The organism is Flavihumibacter rivuli, assembly GCF_018595685.2.
Classification (GTDB): Bacteria; Bacteroidota; Bacteroidia; order Chitinophagales; family Chitinophagaceae; genus Flavihumibacter; species Flavihumibacter rivuli.
In genome coordinates, this window is the sequence record NZ_CP092334.1 from 4,257,858 (window position 1) to 4,273,891 (window position 16,034).

At 47.7% G+C, this 16,034-nt stretch carries 14 protein-coding genes; 5 read left to right on the forward strand and 9 right to left on the reverse strand.

Annotation, left to right across the window (positions count from 1 at the left end):
• Window positions 1–49: 49 nt before the first annotated feature.
• Window positions 50–2,200: a methionine--tRNA ligase gene (gene metG / locus KJS94_RS18020; protein ID WP_214446682.1), complete on the reverse strand. Its 2,151-nt coding sequence runs from the start codon at window positions 2,198–2,200 to the stop codon at window positions 50–52.
• 186 nt (window positions 2,201–2,386) lie between these two features.
• Here metG and KJS94_RS18025 point away from each other — a divergent pair, with 186 nt between their 5' ends.
• On the forward strand, window positions 2,387–3,403 hold the full coding sequence (locus tag KJS94_RS18025) for a S66 peptidase family protein (protein WP_214446683.1): 1,017 nt from the start codon (window positions 2,387–2,389) through the stop codon (window positions 3,401–3,403).
• A gap of 18 nt (window positions 3,404–3,421) precedes the next feature.
• On the opposite strand, the gene KJS94_RS18030 is transcribed toward KJS94_RS18025, so the two are convergent.
• Genes KJS94_RS18030 through KJS94_RS18045 form a run of 4 tightly spaced genes read right to left on the reverse strand, consistent with a single transcriptional unit; the run spans window position 3,422 to window position 7,649 of the window.
• Window positions 3,422–3,883: a Spy/CpxP family protein refolding chaperone gene (locus tag KJS94_RS18030; RefSeq protein WP_214446684.1), complete on the reverse strand. Its 462-nt coding sequence runs from the start codon at window positions 3,881–3,883 to the stop codon at window positions 3,422–3,424.
• Window positions 3,880–4,212, reverse strand: coding sequence for a hypothetical protein (locus KJS94_RS18035; protein WP_214446685.1), 333 nt, complete (start codon window positions 4,210–4,212; stop codon window positions 3,880–3,882). Before KJS94_RS18035 ends, KJS94_RS18030 begins: the two co-directional genes overlap by 4 nt.
• Window positions 4,209–4,787, reverse strand: coding sequence for an RNA polymerase sigma factor (locus tag KJS94_RS18040; RefSeq protein ID WP_214446686.1), 579 nt, complete (start codon window positions 4,785–4,787; stop codon window positions 4,209–4,211). Before KJS94_RS18040 ends, KJS94_RS18035 begins: the two co-directional genes overlap by 4 nt.
• A gap of 45 nt (window positions 4,788–4,832) precedes the next feature.
• Window positions 4,833–7,649: a TonB-dependent receptor gene (locus tag KJS94_RS18045; RefSeq protein ID WP_214446687.1), complete on the reverse strand. Its 2,817-nt coding sequence runs from the start codon at window positions 7,647–7,649 to the stop codon at window positions 4,833–4,835.
• A gap of 125 nt (window positions 7,650–7,774) precedes the next feature.
• On the opposite strand from KJS94_RS18045, the gene KJS94_RS18050 reads away from it, so the two are divergent.
• The 3 genes from KJS94_RS18050 (at window position 7,775) to KJS94_RS18060 (ending at window position 10,322) form a co-directional block, all read left to right on the forward strand.
• A complete protein-coding gene (locus tag KJS94_RS18050) occupies window positions 7,775–8,683 on the forward strand; it encodes a S66 peptidase family protein (protein ID WP_214446688.1) in 909 nt (302 codons plus the stop codon).
• A 243-nt stretch (window positions 8,684–8,926) separates the two neighbouring features.
• Window positions 8,927–9,172: a hypothetical protein gene (locus KJS94_RS18055; RefSeq protein WP_214446689.1), complete on the forward strand. Its 246-nt coding sequence runs from the start codon at window positions 8,927–8,929 to the stop codon at window positions 9,170–9,172.
• A gap of 208 nt (window positions 9,173–9,380) precedes the next feature.
• The gene (locus KJS94_RS18060) at window positions 9,381–10,322 is read left to right on the forward strand and encodes a hydrogen peroxide-inducible genes activator (protein WP_214446690.1); all 942 of its coding nucleotides are present in this window, start codon (window positions 9,381–9,383) and stop codon (window positions 10,320–10,322) included.
• On the opposite strand, the gene KJS94_RS18065 is transcribed toward KJS94_RS18060, so the two are convergent.
• The 4 genes from KJS94_RS18065 to KJS94_RS18080 are packed head-to-tail and all read right to left on the reverse strand — an operon-like array spanning window position 10,312 to window position 14,289.
• The gene (locus KJS94_RS18065) at window positions 10,312–11,112 is read right to left on the reverse strand and encodes an alpha/beta hydrolase (RefSeq protein WP_214446691.1); all 801 of its coding nucleotides are present in this window, start codon (window positions 11,110–11,112) and stop codon (window positions 10,312–10,314) included. The genes KJS94_RS18060 and KJS94_RS18065 overlap by 11 nt on opposite strands.
• A 52-nt stretch (window positions 11,113–11,164) precedes the next feature.
• Window positions 11,165–11,953, reverse strand: coding sequence for an alpha/beta hydrolase (locus tag KJS94_RS18070; protein ID WP_214446692.1), 789 nt, complete (start codon window positions 11,951–11,953; stop codon window positions 11,165–11,167).
• A 48-nt stretch (window positions 11,954–12,001) separates the two neighbouring features.
• The gene (locus KJS94_RS18075) at window positions 12,002–12,307 is read right to left on the reverse strand and encodes a rhodanese-like domain-containing protein (RefSeq protein WP_214446693.1); all 306 of its coding nucleotides are present in this window, start codon (window positions 12,305–12,307) and stop codon (window positions 12,002–12,004) included.
• Window positions 12,308–12,309: 2 nt separating this feature from the next.
• The gene (locus KJS94_RS18080; protein ID WP_214446694.1) at window positions 12,310–14,289 is read right to left on the reverse strand and encodes a KUP/HAK/KT family potassium transporter; all 1,980 of its coding nucleotides are present in this window, start codon (window positions 14,287–14,289) and stop codon (window positions 12,310–12,312) included.
• Between the two features lie 193 nt (window positions 14,290–14,482).
• Here KJS94_RS18080 and KJS94_RS18085 point away from each other — a divergent pair, with 193 nt between their 5' ends.
• Window positions 14,483–16,024 carry a hypothetical protein gene (locus KJS94_RS18085; protein ID WP_214446695.1) on the forward strand — a complete coding sequence of 514 codons (1,542 nt, stop codon included), beginning with the start codon at window positions 14,483–14,485 and terminating at the stop codon, window positions 16,022–16,024.
• Window positions 16,025–16,034: the final 10 nt, after the last annotated feature.

Consider the following 16,034-nt stretch of genomic DNA (forward strand, 5'->3'; position numbering starts at 1 on the left):
ATAAGAAGGCGCCGATCATTGGTCGGCGCCTTCTTATTTTATGCAATCTTTAGCTTACTCCCGCTCCCGGGTTGATTATATTTTCGGGTCGAACAAAATGCAATTTGCCCTTGCTGTCTTCTGCCATCAGGATCATTCCATTGCTTTCGATGCCCCTCATCTTCCTCGGTGCGAGATTGGTTACTACTACCACCTGCTTGCCTACGATCTCTTCCGGTTTGAAGTGCAAGGCAATTCCACTAACAATGGTGCGGGTTTCAAAGCCCAGGTCTACGGACAACTTCAGGAGCTTGTCTGCCTTTTCCACTTTTTCAGCAGCCTGGATAGTTCCCACTTTCAGGTCGATCTTGGCGAAGTCGTCAAACACGATCTCAGGTTTCACGGGACTTTCCTTGATTGCTGCGGGGGGATTAGATTCTGCGGCCGGCTGTTCTGTTGATGCGGCGGCAAGGGTAGCCTGGCTATTGGCTTTTAATTTTTCTACTTGTTCTTGTATTTCCACGTCCTCTATTTTTCTGAATAACAATTCCGGGGCCCTAAGGCTATAACCCACACTGAGCAATTTGGTCTTGCCTGCGTTTTCCCAATCCAGCATCTTTTCCACCACTTTCATCATGTGCAGCATTTTCCTGGCCGTATTGGGCAGGAAGGGGTTGATGAGGATAGCCAGGTTGGCGCATAACTGCAGGCTGATGTGCATGCAATTATCAATCAGGGCTTGCGCAGCGGGCAATACTTTCCCGTTTTCATCTACTTGCTTGGCCTTGATCCAGGGCTCTTTTTCCTGCATATAGCGGTTGCCTTTACGGGCAAGGTCGATCACTTCGAACTGTGCCTCGCGGAACTTGTATTGTTCCAGCAGCTGCTCAACCCTTTCTTTGGTTGAGGAGAACTCTTGCAGCATGCCCTTATCCTTCTCATCCAACAGGTGTTCATGCAGTGGCGGAACTTTTCCGGAGGTGAGTTTATGCATCAGGACAAATGCACGGTTCACGAAATTGCCGAAGATGGCCACTAACTCGCTGTTCACTGCATCCTGGAAGCCTTTCCAGATGAACTCGCTGTCCTTGGTCTCGGGTGCTATCTGGGTCAGGTAATAACGAAGGGCGTCCACCAATTGGGGACCACCATTCTCCTTCTTCACGAAATCATCAATATAGTCCTGCATATCGAGCTTCCAGTTCCGGCTGGTGCTCATTTTGTCACCTTCAAGGTTCAGGAACTCATTACTGGGGACATTGTCGGGCAGGATATTGCCATGCAGCTTCAGCATTACAGGGAAGATGATGCAATGGAATACAATATTATCCTTCCCGATGAAATGAACCAGTTTAGTATCCTTATCCTGCCAATAGGGTTCCCAGTTCTTATCATTATCGATCGCCCATTGCTTGGTGGCGCTTATATAACCGATTGGTGCGTCGAACCAGACATACAGCACTTTCCCCTCCGCTTCCGGGAGTGGTACCTTGATCCCCCAATCCAGGTCGCGGGTAACTGCCCTCGGTTGCAGGCCGCCATCTATCCAGCTTTTACATTGCCCAACAACATTGGCCCGCCAATCTTCTTTGTGTTCCCCCAGGATCCAGTTCCGCAGGAAGTCTTCATGCTTGTTGAGTGGAAGGTACCAATGGGTGGTCTTCTTTTTCACCGGGGGCTGGCCGCTGAGGGTACTGATCGGGTTGATCAATTCGTCCGGACTCAGTGAAGTCCCACATTTTTCACACTGGTCGCCATAGGCTCCGTTGAACCCGCATTTGGGACAGGTGCCTTTAATATAGCGATCCGCAAGGAAGGTTTTGGCTGCCTCATCATAGTATTGTTCAGTTTCCCTGGTCTCCAGCTCGCCTGCATTATTCAACATGGTGAAGAATTCCTGCGAGGTTTCGTGGTGGATGGGGGAGCTGGTCCTGTGGTAAATATCAAAGGAAATGCTCAGGTCCTGGAAGTTCTCCCTGATGATCCCATGGTATTTGTCGATAATGGCCTGGGGGGTACTGCCTTCCTTCATGGCCTGGATGGGAATAGCCGTACCATGCTCGTCAGAGCCACAGACAAATACTACATCCCTTTTCTGTGCCCGGAGGTAACGGACATAGATATCCGCCGGAAGATAAGCACCTGCCAGGTGACCAATATGTTTCAATCCGTTGGCATAGGGCAGTGCCGCGGTGATCAGGTATCTTTTTGGTTGATTCATTGTCTTGCTTTTGTTTCCCCGTGGAGACGAACATGGTCCGGTCCTCCTTGGGGGAGGGCAAAAATACCGTAAAGCAGGGGATGCCCCAAAAAACGGGGGCAATCCCTGGTGGTGGATAGCTCCGAAACCCTTATCAGCGCTTATTGCTGATGGCTGAATTCGGATTTAGGGTTATTTTAGAAGATAATGAAACGCAAGGATTTTATTGGAAACGGGCTATTGTTGGGCCTTGGACTGCCTCTGGTCAGCAGCTCCCCTGAACCTGAACTCCCGGGGAAGCAGCCTCCTTTCCTTAAGCCTGGGGATACTATTGCCATTACCTCTCCTGCCGGATTCGTGACCCTTGAAGAAGTGATCCCGGCAGTCAGGCAAATGGAATCATGGGGGCTTAATGTTCGACTGGGAAGCACCATTGGTAAGAAAGATGGGACTTTTGGCGGTACGGATGAAGAAAGGGCCGCCGACTTTGAGGTATTACTGAAAGATCCCACTGTTAGCGCCATAATGTGTGCAAGGGGTGGCTATGGCTTTGTCCGGATCATTGACCGGATCGATTTTGGGCACCTTCGCCGCCATCCGAAATGGCTTATTGGGTTTTCTGATATTACAGTTTTGCATAACCACGTGAACCGGCATTATGGTATCGCGACCCTCCATTCCAAGATGTGCAATAGCTTCCCCACAGACTGGAATGCAGCTGAGCCGATCCAGATGGAGACCATCCTGTCTATCAAGCGGGCCATCATGGGCGAGCACCTGTTGTATACAGCGCCGGCCCATCCGCAGAATAAGCAGGGTAGGGCAGAAGGGGTATTGGTTGGAGGAAACCTGAGGATTTTGGAAAACCTTGCCGGTTCTGCTTCGGATATCCATACCCGTGGGAAGATCCTTTTTGTGGAGGATACGGGAGAATATCTATACAGTATTGACCGGATGTTTTGGAACCTGAAGCGTTCCGGGAAGTTGGAGCATCTTGCCGCCTTGGTAGTGGGGGGCTTTAAGGTCAAGCCTGCTGAGAAGCCGGAAGAAGAATTTGGGAAGAACCTGGTGGAAATTGTACTGGAGAAGATGGAGGATTGTTCCTATCCGGTATGCTTTGATTTTCCGGTTGGTCACCAGAAAAATAATTTCGCCTTAAAATGCGGCCTAAGGCACCAGTTACAGGTCACCGAAATTGGTACAACTTTGAGGGAGATAAAATAAACAGAATTTTCACCTGCCTCATTTTCTTCGGCTACCCCTTTTGCCCATCCTGGTAATAAGGGTATCCAACTTTACCTGTTGTTCCGGGTTGCAGATCTTCCTGAGTTCCCTGAAATGCCGGTAATTATTCAGGATGAGGGTTTGTTCCATTCCTGCCATGGAGGCTGAGGTAATTGTGATCAGGCTATCCGGCTGTGGCTCCTGTTTCAGGTAACCATAAAGCCTTTCCCTGGCTGTTCTCAATGAGTCATACAGGGCTTTGTTCCTATTACGGTTAGCCTCCCATAAACTCCTGAACTGTTCGGTTTGTTGTTGGTCCAGTTTCAATTCCCTGGTCATATACTCTACGGGCGACCTGTCGCTGCCCGATCTTCCATGCTGGCTGCGGTTTCGGATGAAGTAAGTTCCCAGCAAGATGATATTCGATGCCAGTAAAACGGTGATGATCACCAGCAGGGTTTTGGGATTCATTTGTTTCATGGGGTGAGGGTATTGGCGTCTGCTAATGATGACTGGTCAAAATTGTATTCCTGGGCAAGCGCTGTTAATGGTTCTGTTTTTTCCTCTGCAGTAGAGGCGTTCTCCTTGAAGATGATCCAGCCATTGACAAGGATCAACAGCAGTGCCAGCGTAAAAGCAACCATGGGTCTTGAAAGGAATTCCGCCGGCCTGCTCCACCATTTTCCGGTAGTGGAAAGCCGGGCACTCACCCTGGTGTAAAGGTGCGATGGGGCAGTAGCTCTCTGGATCCCGTCAAGGCTATCCAGGATGGAGTTAATCTTCTGCTCTTCAGGTGTGTTGCCGGTCATAGTTGGTTATTTTGTTTCAAGTAACTGTTCAGGTATTTTTTCAGGTTCGTTTTAGCCCGTTGTAACAGCGATTCCACTGCGCCTTCCGAAATCTCCATGATCGCACTGATCTCCTGTTGGCTTAAGCCTTCAATTTTCTGCAAACTGAAAGCTATCCGTTGGTTGCCGGGTAATTGCCTGATCGCTGTCAATAAGATGGCAGCCTCCTGCTTTTTCTCCAGCAATACCCCCGGATGGTGAAATTCCAAAGCATTATTTTCCTCTGGGTCCTCTTCCCGTCCCGAATGAAAGAGCTTGCTCCACAGTAACTTCCTTTTTCTCTTCCGTAGCAGGTCCATGCATTTGTTTACGGTTATCCTGTATAGCCAGGTGGTAATGCCAGCGTCACCCCTATAGGAATTCAACCCTAACCAAGCCGATACGAATACTTCCTGGGCGATATCTGCTGCATCTTCTTCATCCTGTACCAAACCCAGGGCGGTATTATATATCCTGTCCTTCCAGCCTTCTACCAGGATCCTGAAGGCTGAATCATCTCGCTGAATTAATCTTTCGAACAGTTCCTTTTCGTTCAATTGCGGCAGTTTGCTGATCTGCTAATTTAGCTTTTTCCACCCGGCCTAAAAGAATGGGTTGCCAGGTCCCGTTTGCCTTCTTGGGGCGGCGGGAGCCTTGCCAAAATTCTTGATCCGGTAATAGAAAGTAAGCATAAAGTATTGGGTCAGCACCTGCGTCTGTACATCTTCTATATAGTTGGCTGCAATGGTCCTGCTGATGCTCCTGTTCTGCTTCAGGAGGTCGAATACGGATAGCCTGAGGTCCCCTTTCTGGTCTTTCAGGAATTTTTTGCCAATGGCCATGTTCCAGAGCCAGAAATCCTGGTTAAAAGCTGCTGTTAAACCGCGATACAATTGATTGTTGATCTCTGTCTGGAACAACCAGCCTTTCTTACTGGTAAGGTTAACCGAAAGTCCGGCAAGCTGGGAAAAATAATTATTGTCAAGTGTTTGCTGGAAGCTGTTCTTTACCTCGCTGTAATTGGCCGTGTAATTCAGGTTGAAGTCGACATACTCACTGATGTTACTGGCCAGTACCAGTCCCCCGGAATAGGTAATGCTATTGGCAATATTGCTGGCATTGTTGATGAGACCGGGCGTGCGAACAAAGGTCAGGCCTCCATTCAGGGTAAGGTTTGATTTGATCGGTTTTATTGGAAAGGAATAGGTCAGCAGTGAATTGATATTCCAGTAGCCATCCAGGTTAATAGGCTTTGATAATTGCGATCCCCTGAAAAGCGTAACTGTAGGGGTAAGTACTGAATCCTGGAAGGCTGTATACGTTGCGTTGGTGATAAAGTTATCTGTCTGGTTAGCGAAAAGGTTAGCGAAGAAGCTGGTGCCCTTACGGCTATTGGTATAACTATACCTGCCGCCAAAACGGTTGGTCACCGACTGTTCGAGTTCCGGATTACCGGTTGTCAGGAACAATGGATTGGTATTGTTGATCACATTTTGCAATTGTCCCACACCCGGATTATTGGTATTGCTGCGATAGAACAAACGGATATTGCTCTTGTCGCTGAGTTTCCAGCGGAACATGGCATTGGGTAATACGTTACTGAATTTTTTATTCAGGACACCTTGCTGCGGGTAGGTCTGGTTGTTCTTCAGTGTGGCTTCCTGTGCATCCAGGCCGATGGCTAGCATTTTATCCCTGTCGCCGTAGCGGTAGGTAATACCTCCCCTTTGTGTAGTAATCTGGTTGCTGAAAACATTGGATAAGCTGGTGTCCAGTTGGCTGAATTTTCCGGTCGACTCATCAAACTTCCAGGTCCGCTGGTCTGCATCGCTGTTGGAATAGGAAGGGTTATAGCTGACCTGCAATGTCCCTTTCTTACCAATCGGTTCATTGTACGTGATATTGGTGGAAAGGGAATACCCTTTTGTTTCAGCTATCTGCTGTTGCAGGAGGGAGTCCACATCCGGGGGGATTGTTTTGTAGAAGGTTGAAATGGCTGTTACCTCCTGCGTTGAATTTCGGTTGTTCAGCCCTGTTGTGATCCCTACGGCGATAGACCTTCGCCTGTTGTGGAAGGCGTGCCTGAAAAGGACAGTATTATTAAAGTTGTAACCATTGCCAGTGGTCCTGCTAAGGTTTTGGGTAGCACTGATCGGATTGGAGCTTTGGAGGCTCTGGAGACCACTAAGGTCAGACCTGTTATTGTTTTCCTGGAAGTTGAAAGATGGGGTAATGATCAGGGTGTTGTTGGAATCTATCTTATACTCCATCCGCATATTGATCCGATGGCTGCTGGTATTATTCCGGGCAGAGGACACTTCACGATAGAACGTGCTTGAGTCAGGTGTGATGAACTGTTCCCGGTTGGAAACCGAATTATTGTCGTTTTTTGAGTTGTTGAAGAAGTAGCTGCCTGATACGTTGAAATTCTTTCCCCAAAGGTCGCTGAAGTTGACCCCTACTGAGTTAGTGGTGGTGATGCCCCTTTGGCCAGCTACCTGGAAATTGTCGCTATTGCCGCCACCGGGACCACCCCTTCCGCTGCCCCCGCCTCTTCCGCTGCCCCCGCCGGTCAGTCCTAGGATGTCGGAACCGGTGAAGTTCTGCTGGTTGATGTTGTTAAAAAGTCCAACGATCGATATCCTCCGTTCCTTATTGAAAAAGTTGACTGATCCCCCCGCCTGGTAGCGGTCATCGGTTCCATAGCCTGCATATACCCTTCCAAACTGTCCATTCCTGCGGTCCTCTTTCGTAACAATATTAATGGCCTTGTATCCTTGCCCGTCATCAACACCAGTCAACTGTGCCTGGTCGCTTAAGCGGTCAAATACCTGTATCTTGTCCACCACATCCGCGGGCAGGTTGCGCAGGGCTGCAGTAGCATCATCCCCAAAGAATTCCCTGCCATCAATGGTTACCTTCCTGACATTTTCCCCCTGAGCTTTAACCTGGCCATTTTCTACCTGGACACCCGGCATTTTCTTGACCAGGTCTTCAACATTGGCGTCCGCATTTACCTTGAATTGGCTTGCATTGAACTGGACTGTATCGCCTTTCTGCTGGGCTGGCGGTGTCGTTGCTTTTACCACGACCTCATCCAGGCTTTTCGAAGATTTGTCCAAGGTGATGGTGCCCAGGTCAATAGGCTTGCCCTGAAGGGTGATCACTTTTTCCCAGGCTTCAAAACCAATAAATGATACCCCTATTTTGTAGGAGCCGTTGGGGATTCCCGAAAAACTGAACTGGCCATTGGCTGTGGTAACGACATTGCGGGAAAAACTGCTGTTGCTGATCCTGACGGTTGCTCCGACTAGTGGCTTGCCATCCTGTTTGCCCGTGATCACTCCCTTTACGGTTTGCTGTGCCTGTAGTTCCAGGCATGAAATAATTCCGATCAATACTACTACAATGATTCGCATACTTATTCTTATCGACCCTATTAGACGGATGTTTTCAATGAATCCTTCGCCCGGCTCCGTATTTTTTTTCATCTTCGCCAAAGGGCTTAGAGGGAGCGCCTGTTGACCTTAATTAAATTTGAAAAATGGTAGTACCACCTTATCTAAAGAAAGGAGATTGTATCGGCCTGGTTTGTCCTGCTGGCTTCATGCCGATGGAAAGATGGAAGACATGCACTGATGTCCTGCAGGAATGGGGATACAGGGTGAAACTTGGCGCGACCATGATGAGCAGTTCTGGCAATTATTTTTCCGGCACGGATGCCGAAAGGTTGGATGATCTCCAGCGGATGATCGATGCCCCTGAGGTGCAGGCAGTGCTTTGTGGAAGGGGAGGCTATGGTTTGGGTAGGATTGTTGAACAAATCGATTTCAAACGCTTCCGGAAATCACCCAAATGGATCATTGGGTTCAGTGATATTACCGTGTTACATGCCCACCTCAACCGCAACCTGAAGATAGCCTCGCTCCACGCTCCCATGGCAGGGGCATTCAATGATGGTGGTGACAAGACGGAATATGTGCTTTCCCTTCGCAAGGCGCTTGAGGGGAAGAAGGGAAAGTATTCAGCCTTGCCCCATCATTTCAACCAACCGGGTGCGGCCGAGGGAAGTCTTGTCGGCGGCAATCTCACGCTGGTAGCGCATTTGATTGGAACCGGGTCAGCTTACAAGACAAAGGGTAAGATCCTTTTCCTGGAGGACGTTGGGGAATATTTATACAATATCGATCGCATGATGTACCAGTTAAAAAGGTCCGGGGTTTTGGATGGACTCGCCGGATTGGTGATCGGTGGTTTTACAGATAGTAAGGATACTGAGCGACCATTTGGAAAGAACGCTATTGAGATCATTAAGGATATAGTGCAGGAGTATGATTATCCGGTTTGTTTTAATTTTCCGGTAAGTCATGGCCAGGAAAACTATGCACTGAAAGTTGGCCTTCCCTATAAGTTGAAAGTTGGCAAGGATATTGTTCGGTTGTCTGAACGCTAGATTTTTCGTTTATGTTTTGTTGAATAAATGGTAACATATAAGATTAAAAACAATTTGTTTTTAATAGGTAAATACATTTAATTTTAATAAGGTTATTTTGGTAAAAGAAATCAGGGTTTTCTCTCGTTAAACCAAAGGATATTTATTTAGGTTTTGAGCATGTTTAATGATCTGGTTCCACCAACCGCCAACTGATTTCCCTCTGACGAGTTAGCAGTAGACTTCATTAAAATTTTTTTTCTTATGAGAGAAAGAGAACTGGATCGCTTATTGTCAGATGACTCCTTTATCCATTTCTGTAGCGGCACAAATGAACTGGACCAGGCTTATTGGGAAGCGTACCTGATCGCTAATCCACATTTGAGGAAGGAGATCGAAAAACTTAAAGAGTTAGTGCTCTATACTGCTGCCACCGGATTGGTAAAGGATGTCAAGCAGCCCGCAGCAGATCATAAAAATAGTGGGTTAAAAAGAGGCCGGGATCGCTGATCATACCTAACCATTAGACCTAAAAACGAAAGCCGGATTTTTCACTTATTGGTTATCGTTAGTGTAGCAAGATACTGAATGCCTTCCCTTACGGTTCGTGTAAGGGAAGGCATTATGTTTTTATGCGCGTCCGGCCTCCTTCACATTAGCCCATTCCCAATATTGGTAATTGATTAGCTTTGGGATTGTTATAGATAAAAACTATCAGATGACAATCGTTCAGTTAGAGTATATCCTGGCTGTGGATGAGCACCGGCATTTTGCAACTGCTGCCGCCAGTTGCTTTGTAACACAGCCTACCCTGAGTATGCAGATCCAGAAGCTGGAGGAAGAGCTGGGGATCAAGTTATTTGACCGCAGCCGTCAACCCGTTGTGCCTACAGCAATCGGGGAGGTGTTACTGGTTCATGCGAGGAGGATCATCAACGAAGTGAAACAGCTGGAAGATGTAGTGAAGGAAAAACAGGGGTTGATTCATGGTGAGCTTAAATTGGGCATCATCCCGACATTGGCGCCCTACCTGCTTCCCCTTTTCCTGCAGAGTTTCCTGGATAAATACCCTGATGTGCAGTTAAAGGTGAAGGAAATGACCACTGACAGTCTGGTGGAAGCCTTGCATAAGGGGCACCTGGACATGGGGTTGATCGTTACCCCATTGCAACATAATTCTATCCGGGAGTATCCCATGTTTTATGAAGAGATGGTAGCCTATGTCTCTAAAAAGAATGCTGCCTACAAAAAGACCTATATGCTGGCCAAGGATATTGATGTGCATGACCTGTGGTTGTTGGAAGAAGGGCATTGCTTTCGATCCCAGATGCTGAACCTGTGTGAGCTGCAGAAAGCCCATAAAGACCTGCTCCTATTTGAGTACGAAGCCGGAAGCCTTGAAACCCTGAAACGGATGGTTGAGATGAACAGGGGAATTACTATTCTCCCGGAACTGGCTACCCTTGACCTTACTTCCAGCCAACAGAAGCTGATCAGGCATTTCCGTTCACCTTCGCCGATGCGGGAAGTGAGCCTGGTTACGACCAAAACCTTTGTCAAACAGAAACTATTGCAGACGATCAGGGAGGAGATCCTTGCCAGCCTGCCGGACAAACTCAGGAAGAATAAGCCAAGGAATATTATCCCGGTCAGCGAGTGAGGATGGTATCCAGCTTTTTTTGGTAAAGGGGATATTTATCCAGGTCATTGTGGCTTCCGCCATCAATGGTGATGAATTCATCAGATTGCTTCAGCAATGGCTTCAGCCTGGATGCCTGCGAATAGGGAATGACCCCGTCGTCGTTGCCCTGGAAAATGATGATGGGGGCAATGACCTTTGGCAGGTATTCATTGGTGGGTAAACTGTAATGAAGCATCCTGCTGATGGGATAGATCGGAAGGAAATGCCCAACAAGGTCTTTAAGGGAATAATAAGGGGTTTCCAGGATGAGCATACGGCAATCCTTAACCGAACCCAGTTGGGCGGCAATTCCCGTGCCCATACTTTTACCGTAGATGATGATGCTGTTCTTGTTGAAACGGTTTCTTGCCAGTTTGTATAACTGCCCTGCATATGCGTAAAGCCTTTCCTCGGTGAAATCACCGGTACTTTTCCCGAATCCGGGATAGTCTATCATCCAAACCTCGTAGCCCCTTCGGGTGAAATTTGGGGCAAAACGGGCATACCATTCAATATTTTTCCTGTTGCCGTGAAAATAAAGGACCACCCCTTTTGATCCTGGCTGCGCAGTGGTGAATTGGACAATATTCAGGTTAGAGTTGGCATCAAATGGAATGTTGATGTCTTTATGGGGCTGGTTGGTATTGAGCTTGGATGACCTGTTCAGGGGTTCGGGATGGAACAGGAAATAATCCTGCAGGTAATAAACTGCTATCCCGATCAGGGCATAAAGCAAGATTGCCAATTTTAACCAGCGGAACCATCTCATAATGAAACGCAAGGTAGAGGATTTCTGCTTTGTCCGGAATTGTTGTTGCTACTCAATATTTCAGGATATCCCTGATGAAATTGTGGTAATCGTCGAAATCAGGGAGATTATTATGGCCCCCACCATGGATGCGGATAAGGGTGATCTTCCCCGGATTGATCTTTTGTAATCGCTCGCTGTGTTTGATGGGGATCAGCCAGTCGCGGGTGCCATGGATGATATAGGTATGGCAGTTCACATGCCTGATCCATTTGTCGGTCCTGAGGTGGAACCGAAGTACCCACCTGACAGGCAGGATGGGCAGGAAACGTTCCACAACTTTGCGGAAGCTATAGTAGGGAGCATCCAGGATCAGGTACCTGGGCTTATTGTCGGAAGCGATCTTGGCTGCAAAACCACTACCCATGCTCCTGCCATAAACTATGATATGGTGTTCGGGGTATTGAACTGTGAGACTGTCGTAAACATGCTGGATATCGGCCAGCATTTCCTTTTCACTTCTCTTGCCCGTACTTTTTCCAAATCCCCTGTAATCAACCAATACAACATCATAGTTGTAGCGGTAGAAATCCCTTGCATATTTTGCCCAGCCTTTGATGCTGCGGGTATTGCCATGAAGGTAAAGGACAAGGCCATTCGGTGCGTCGCGGTAAAAATGCAGTCCATTGATCCTTACCCCCGGTTCAATATCAAAGAAAAGTTCCTTGAAGGGGATATCATACCTGAATTGGAAATCCTGATCCAGCTTCTCGGGTTTGAAGATCAGTTTCTCTTGTGCAAAGTAGGCGATGATACTCAGGACGGCTATGTCGCCTATTACATACAGCAGTAGTTGGTTCAAGGTGATGCGATTCTTATGCCTAATATAAGAAACTTTATGCCCTTTAGCCTAAGGATGTCCCTGTGTTTTCTTCCATTCTTCCATACCGCCCTGCAGGTTCAACAGGTTGGTATAACCGAACCTTTCCTGCAGGCGTTGGATGGCTATGGCACTCCTGATGCCCCTCTTGCAATAGACCACTACCGGCTTGTCTTTCGGGATGGATCCTGCGGAAGACATGAGCTCACCCAGCGGCAGCAACAGGCCCCCGATATTGAAGGCTTCGTGTTCCTCCTCTTCCCTTACATCAACCAGTAAAAGGTCCTGGTTCTCGTGCAATTGCTGCCTGAGTTGTTCCGCAGTGATTTGTTGCATGCCTATATTACTTCTTCTTCATCATCATGGAATACCCTTTTTAACTTGATCTGGGTAACCGGTGCTACAATTAACGGGAATTTTTCTACCACAACATTGGCGGGGTCAAGCCCGAAGCCCCTTTCCTCTGAAAGACTGATGTCCTTCAGCCAGAAATAGGTCTTCATGATGATGCGCTCGAATAATGGCAGTTCATTATCCTGGCTGAGGTATTTTTCCATTACGATGAACTGGAAGTCACCCACGACATTATTCCTTTCCAGGCTTTCATAGCGGCTGTAGATATTCACTTCCTTGTTGTTCACCAGGTCTTCCACTACTTTCCTGAAAAGCAGGTTGATGCGGGGTTCCATCCGGAATCCCAGCCTGAACTCCACCCTGATGATATCATTGGGGATGATATGGTCAACTACATACTCACAGGTATAGGGGTCATCAAGGGTGTCCACATGCACGAACCAATAGATGTCGGCCCGCTTGGGCTTTTTGTTCAGTATGGAGTAAATGATCTTATGCTCGATCTCTTTCGGGTTATTGGCGCTGGTCATGTACACCAGATGGGTGGCATGTTTGGGAACTGTTTTGTCGTTACTCAGTTCCTGGATCATGGGGATATAGTGTTCCAACCTGACGAATTCAACATAGCGGTTCTTGATCTTCCTGCTACGGTACCAAACGTACATGATGGCAAACAGGCCACCGCCGATCACCAGGGTAACATAGCCGCCGTGTTCAAACTTTTCCAGGTTGGCAAAAAGGAAGCTGAATTCTATGGAGAAATAAACGGCAAGGTACAGGTAGATCAACAGGGGGTTAACCCTTTTGGATACCAGGTAATTGGAGAAAAGGATAGAAGTGGCGATCATACACAGCGTAATGGCCAGGCCATAGGCGGCTTCCATGTTGCTGGATTTCTTGAAGTACAATACCACTCCCATACAGCCCAGGAAGAGGATCAGGTTGATGCCAGGGATATACAATTGTCCCTTTGCTTCGGTAGGGTAGTTGATCTTCAGTCGGGGCCAGAGGTTGAGGCGCATAGCCTCGCTGATCAGGGTAAAAGAACCACTGATCAGGGCCTGGCTGGCAATAATGGCTGCAACGGTAGCGATGGTGATCCCCCAGAAAACGAACCATTGGGGCATCAGGCTATAGAAGGGGTTCATGTTGGCCGTATCGAAAAGTTTGCCTTCGTAATTGGCCAGCAACCAGGCACCTTGTCCAAGGTAGTTGAGGATAAGGCTGCTTTTTACAAATATCCATGAGTAGCGGATGTTTTCCTTGCCGCAGTGGCCCAGGTCTGAATACAGGGCCTCGGCACCAGTGGTACAAAGGAATACGGCACCCAATATCCAGAACCCTTTGGGGTAAGTAGTGAGTAGGTCAATTGCGTAGTGGGGGCTAAATGCCTTGAATATTCCCGGATCGTCACTCAGGTGGATGATACCCAGCAGTGCAAGCATGGTGAACCAAACCATCATGATCGGGCCAAACAATTTTCCGATTGAAGCGGTACCAAACTGCTGAACGAAGAATAAAAGTGAGATGATGGCTAGTACAATGTACACCACCGTTGATTGCTGGATCTCGTGGAGCCGGGGCATCTGGCGAAGACCTTCAATGGCTGAGGTAACGGTGATCGGTGGAGTGATCATGCCATCCGCAAGCAGGGCAGCGCCTCCGATCATGGCTGGTATGACGAGCCATTTCCGCTGCCTTCTCACCAGGGCATACAGGGAAAAAATCCCTCCTTCACCCCGGTTGTCGGCCTGGAGGGTCAGGATCACGTACTTCACCGTTGTTTGGAGCGTGAGTGTCCATATGATACAGGACAAGCCACCCAGGATGAGTTTTTCGGTAATTACTTTGTCTTTGATGATGGCGTTCATTACGTAGAGCGGGGAGGTACCGATATCGCCGTAAATAATGCCTAGTGCAACGATTAGCCCTGCGAAGGTGGCTTTGTTCAAATGTTTGCCCACAAAAGGTATAATTAAGTTAGTCTCCAACGGGTTCGACAGGCTGGCCAACCCATCATTATCCCGATACTATGCAAAGGTATAGTTAAAAATATGATACAAAGGGTATATGTTTCCCCAACAAACTTGCGGGTTTCTTGTAAAATTGTACAGAATTTGCCTTGTGGAATAAGTATATTTAAATAAAGCGTACGTCATGAAAATCTGGTACGGAATTGTTGTCGGCTTTTTTTTCCTTTTTAGCGCTGCGGTTTTTGGACAGAACCCTCCGCGTGTAACCTATTCCGAGCCGGAAAAGGATGATACACGTCGAACTAATTTCGAGATCGTGGGTAAGATCAGTGCTAATTACCTCATCTATAAGAATAACAAGACGGATAATGCCTTGTGCATTTATGATGAAAATATGCTGCTCAAAAAGCGGGTACCCATGGATTTCCTGCCTGAGAAAGTGACGAATGTGGATTACATCACCTATCCTGACCGGGTTCTTGTTTTTTACCAGTACCAGAAGCGAAGGGTGGTTTATTGCGATGCCGTAGCCATCAATGGGGATGCGAAGGTGATCGGTGGTCCGGTTACCCTGGATACCACAGAGATCAATTACGCTTCGACCAATAAGATGTACACGGTGGTTCACAGCGATGACAAACAAAAGATTATGCTGTTCAAGGTGAATAGTGCCAATCCCAGGCTGTTCATCATAAGCACCTACCTGTTGAACAACCAGCTGAACCTCTTGTCGCGCAGCCGGAGTGAGGTCCAGATGGAGGAAAAGAACGAATTCTTCACCGACTTCCAGCTATCCAATGATGGGGACCTGGTAGTTGCGAAATATGCCAGGACTGGCTCCAATAGTGAATACATCGCCAAAGTGGACATGATGATCAAATACCCTGACTCGCTCGGATTCAGCATCCGCAAGCTGCAAATGGGTAAGCAGGTGCTGGATAATCTTTTACTGAAGGTGGATAATACCAATAAGCGGGTGATCCTCACTTCTTTCTATGCCAAACAGAAAAGGGGAAATATTGAGGGTATCTATATCGTGGATTGGGATAAGCAGAAGAATGAAAAGCTGGTTGATACAGCCCTCGTGTTTACGGATGAGTTGAGGATATTGGCAAAGGGGGACGATGGCAACAAGAAAACAGCACTCAATGATTTCTTCATGAAAGGGATCTACACCCGAAGGGATGGCGGTTTTGTGGTGATCAGTGAGGCTTTGTACACCTCCTCCCGTTACAATAACTTCAATCGTTGGGATTACTGGAACTATGGCAGCCCCTGGATGTCGCCCATGTCGTATTCTTATTGGTCGCCAGTGTACAGCCCCTGGATGATGCCCTGGAATCGTTATGGGTACAACAATACAGTAAGCCGCTATTTTGCGGATAATGTTCTGGTTTTGTCATTTGATAAGGATGCCAACCTGACCTGGTCAAATGTTATCTCCAAAAGCCAATATGATGACGAGTCGGATAACCTGATTTCTTACGGTACCATGAATACAGGGGGAGAAGTACATTTTCTTTTTAATATCTTCGAGCGAAGGACTTTCGTCCTGACCGACCAAAGTATGGATGCCTCAGGAAAGGTTACCCGTTACCCTACGTTCAAGAACCTTGATAAGGGCTATGAGTTTATGCCAAGATTTGGCAAGCAGGTAGCAGCGCGGCAGATGATAGTACCTTGTTTGTACAGGAATTTCCTGTGCTTTGCGAAGATCGATTTCTAAAAACCAGCCA